Below are 3,279 nucleotides of genomic sequence, written 5' to 3'. Positions count from 1 at the left end.
GTCACGTCGCCGTTGCCGCCGAGGGTCCACAGGCCGGCCAGCCAGTCCGTCCCCGGCGCCGGCGCGGGCAGCGGGTCCCAGCGCAGCCGGTTCGGGTCGGGCACGGTCTCGGTGAAGGGCGCGCCGCGCAGCGCGCCGTTGTCGGTCCGGGTGAACGGCGGATGGGCCGCCGAGGGGCGGATCCGGTACAGCCAGGACCGGCGGTTGTGGGCGCGCGGCTCGGTGAAGGCGCTGCCGCTGAGCTGCTCGGCGTAGAGGCCGAGGGGGGCGCGCTGCGGCGAGTTGCGCCCTTCCGGCAGCGCGCCGGGGACCGCCTCCGAGCTGTGCTCGTTGCCGAACCCGGTGCTGTAGGTGAGCGCCTCGGCCGTCTTCCTGGCCTGCTCCGTCGTCATCGACCGCTCCTGTCCTGAGCCCACAAGGGAATCCTATGCACGACCGTAGGATTCCGCGCGGCTCCCGTCAACGGTGACCCGGTGGCCCCGGCGCGAGGCCGAGGGCGGTCGGGGTGCGTCCGGGACGTGCGGGCGCGGTGCGGAGCGGCGCCCGGACGGCGGAACCGGCGGTAACTCCCTTGAACATCGGGCTCGGCCTGTGGCTATGGTGATCCCCGCACGCCGGGCGGAACCTGACCACTCCGCCGCGGCGCACATCACCGGCGGCCGGGGGAACAGTGCCGCCACGGGGAGGGATGGCTTCGTCGTGCCACGACACCGGCTCACCGCGCCCGCATCGCAGGTCGGCACGGTGGCGTGCCTGCCTGGGTACGGCGCTTCCGCGTATTCCGTACGGCTCCGCCCTCGCTCCTGACGGGCACCCCCGACGCCCTCGTTCCGTACGAAGGACGACCCTTGCGTTCCAGACCAAGAACGTTCATATCGGGATCGCGGTTCTCCGCGGTCCTGACCCCGCTCACGACCTCCGTGGTCGGACTCGCCGTCCTCGGCGGTCTGGCCGTCCAGCCCGGCCTGCCGGGCACCGGCCCCCGTATGGCCTCCGTCGGCAACGACTTCGACTGGTACGAGGAGACCGCCGCCGAGCAACTGCGGCAGGACCAGTGCCTGATGGCCGAGGTGCTGCGCATGGGCGGCCCGGCCATGACCGGCGTCGCCCAGGGCGGTCTCGACCTGCCGCCCGAGGGCCTCCACACGGCCGCGAACCCCGAGTACTGGGAGAAGACGCCGCTCAGCACGGCGTACGAGAAGGACCAGGCCGCCGCCGACAAGGAACTGGCGGGCATCTTCGCCCTCCGCGAGAGCTGGGAGAAGCCCCTCGCCGGGCTGAGCACCGTCGCCGGCATCAACGACGCGACCTTCCACTGGCCGCCCGGCACCCGGGAGGGCGAGGACTTCCACAGCCAGACCGGCCTGACCAGGTGGATCGCGGACCGGTTCTGGAAGAGCGAGGGCGACCCGTACGAGGACCCGACCCCGCCGGCCGACGCGAAGACCCGCAAGGCCGTCATCGACCTGGGCACCCCCCTCTACGGCAAGGACCCGGACTCCACGACGAGCACGGACTGGACCCGGGACGTCGCCGAGAACGAGGGCTTCACGTGGCTCAAGGGCAACACCTTCGAGCCCACCGGCGCGGACAACGCCCGGCTCTTCCTCGCCAACGGCGGCTTCCCCCGCACCGGCCCGGTCCCCGGCAGCCCCGAGTACCGCATCGCGGTGGAGGACCTGAAGGCACGGTTCTCCACCTGCACCTGGCGCGACCCGATCGACCCGAACAAGGTCATGGGTCCCGTCGCCGGCACCGCCGCGGCCGAATGGCAGCAGGAGATCGCCTCCCAGGCCGTCCAGCGCAACCAGGTCGTGGACGCGAGTGAGAACGCCACCAAGGCGCTCGCGACCGGCGCCCGGGCGCTCGGCCAGATGCTCGGCCACTCCTGGGTCGCCGACCACCTCACCCGCTGGCAGGACTACTGGTCCGCGGGCGGCGTCGGCTGGATCGGCGACGTCCCGTCGACGATCCAGCTGAAGGGCGCCACGGGCAAGTGCCTGGAGGTCCAGGGTGGTGGGACGGCCAACGGCACCCCCGTCCAGGCCTACACCTGCAACGGCACGTCCGCGCAGCAGTGGCAGATGGAGGGTGACGACCTCGGTCTGCATCTGCGCAACGTCAAGTCCATGAAGTGCCTCGACGTCGCCGGCAACGGCTCGGCCGTCGGCACGAAGATCCAGATCCACACCTGCAACAGCGGCTCGCAGGCCCAGACCTGGGAGTACACCCCCCGCGCCACCACGCAGCTCAGGGGCGTCGGCTCCGGCAAATGCCTGAACTTCGCCACGTACGACGTCGGCAAGGACGCGCTGCTCGCCAACTGCGCCACCGCCGCCTCCCAGCAGTTCACCATCAAGCCGTCCGGCCACAACGGCGAGGTGCAGCCCAAGGCCCACTTCGACCAGGCGGCGAAGGGCGTCGCGGACGCCCGGGCGGGAGCCAAGGCGCAGCTCGCGGTCATCAAGCAGCAGGCCGCGGCGGCCAAGGTGGCCGTCGCCACCTCCGACACCGCCATGCAGGCCGCCTACGCCATCGCCGACAAGAACGGCGCGCCGCGCGGCCGAGGCCTGTTGGTGGGTCTCCAGAAGGACCAGGTCACCAAGGGTGTCGCCGCCGCGCTCGACGCGATGGTGAAGGCCGGTGAGACCGCCGAGGCCGCCACCCGCGCCGCCGCCGCGGACAGCGACACGATCGCGCAGCGCGCGCTCGCCCAGGCCTCCCTGTCGAAAGCCGAGTTCCGCAAGGAGGCGGCCCGCGCCGCCGAGTGGCAGGCCAAGGCCGCCGCGGACGGAGCCAAATTCCAGCGCGACACCGCCAAGAAGGAGAAGGAGACCGCCGAGGCCAAGCTCGCCGTCGCCGTACAGGCGGAGGCGACCGCCAAGGCGGCCGCCGCCGACGCCCGTGCCCGCAGGCTCTCCGCCGAGGCGGAGGAGAAGACCGCCGAGAAGGAGAAGCTGATCGCCGTCGCCAAACAGGGCGAGGCGGCACAGCACCGCAAGAACGCCGAGGCGGAGGCGGTGAAGGCGCAGGACGCCCGCAAGCTCGCCGAGACCGCCGAAGGCACCGCGGTCGAGAAGAAGAACGCCGCGGTCAAGGCCAAGGACAAGGCCCGCGACCTGCGGGACGACGCCTGGGCCGCCGAGCAGAAGGCCGACGCCGCCCGCGCCAAGGCCGACGCCAAGGAAGCCTTCGCCCAGGCGCACGAGTCGGACGAGAACGCCCAGGCGTCCCGGGAGGCGGCGGAGGCCGCCGACGCCCACGCCGACGCCGCCTCCG

The 3,279-nt window shown here is 72.6% G+C and carries 2 protein-coding genes; one reads left to right on the top strand and one right to left on the bottom strand.

What is annotated here, in order from left to right:
- Nucleotides 1-392: homogentisate 1,2-dioxygenase (locus RIF68_RS32040; protein WP_375165765.1), on the bottom strand; the 392-nt coding region annotated here is incomplete at its 3' end.
- A gap of 456 nt (nucleotides 393-848) precedes the next feature.
- On the opposite strand from RIF68_RS32040, the gene RIF68_RS32035 reads away from it, so the two are divergent.
- Nucleotides 849-3,279: RICIN domain-containing protein (locus RIF68_RS32035; RefSeq protein WP_309054773.1), on the top strand; the 2,431-nt coding region annotated here is incomplete at its 3' end.

This window comes from Streptomyces sp. (assembly GCF_031178505.1).
GTDB lineage: Bacteria > Actinomycetota > Actinomycetes > Streptomycetales > Streptomycetaceae > Streptomyces > Streptomyces gulbargensis.
This window is presented reverse-complemented; position numbering and strand designations above follow the sequence as displayed.